The organism is Nosocomiicoccus sp. HMSC059G07, assembly GCF_001815515.1.
In the GTDB taxonomy this organism is placed as follows: domain Bacteria; phylum Bacillota; class Bacilli; order Staphylococcales; family Salinicoccaceae; genus Nosocomiicoccus; species Nosocomiicoccus ampullae_A.
This window is the reverse complement of sequence record NZ_KV820856.1, coordinates 1-210: the sequence shown is the minus strand read 5'-3', so window position 1 is coordinate 210 and position 210 is coordinate 1. Positions and strand designations below refer to the sequence as shown.

The following is a 210-nucleotide window of genomic DNA, read 5'->3' as shown; positions in this document are numbered from 1 at the left end:
GTAAGTTCACTTTGCCCTAATAAATTATTTGCAATAACTAAACTTGAATTAACACTCAAATGGTGAGAATCTTTGTTCTTTAAATACTGCCAACCAACTTCTCCTCCACCACCTGGTTTGTTTACTACATTCATATTTTGTTCAACGATTCCTTCTTTATCTAAAACATTTTGAATTGCTCTGGCTGTTGCATCCCATCCACCACCTGGT

The 210-nt window shown here is 35.7% G+C and carries 1 pseudogene; it reads right to left on the bottom strand.

The annotated features are described in order from the left end of the window. Nucleotides 1–210: pseudogene (locus tag HMPREF3029_RS06245) on the bottom strand (tripartite tricarboxylate transporter substrate binding protein); the annotation flags it as partial.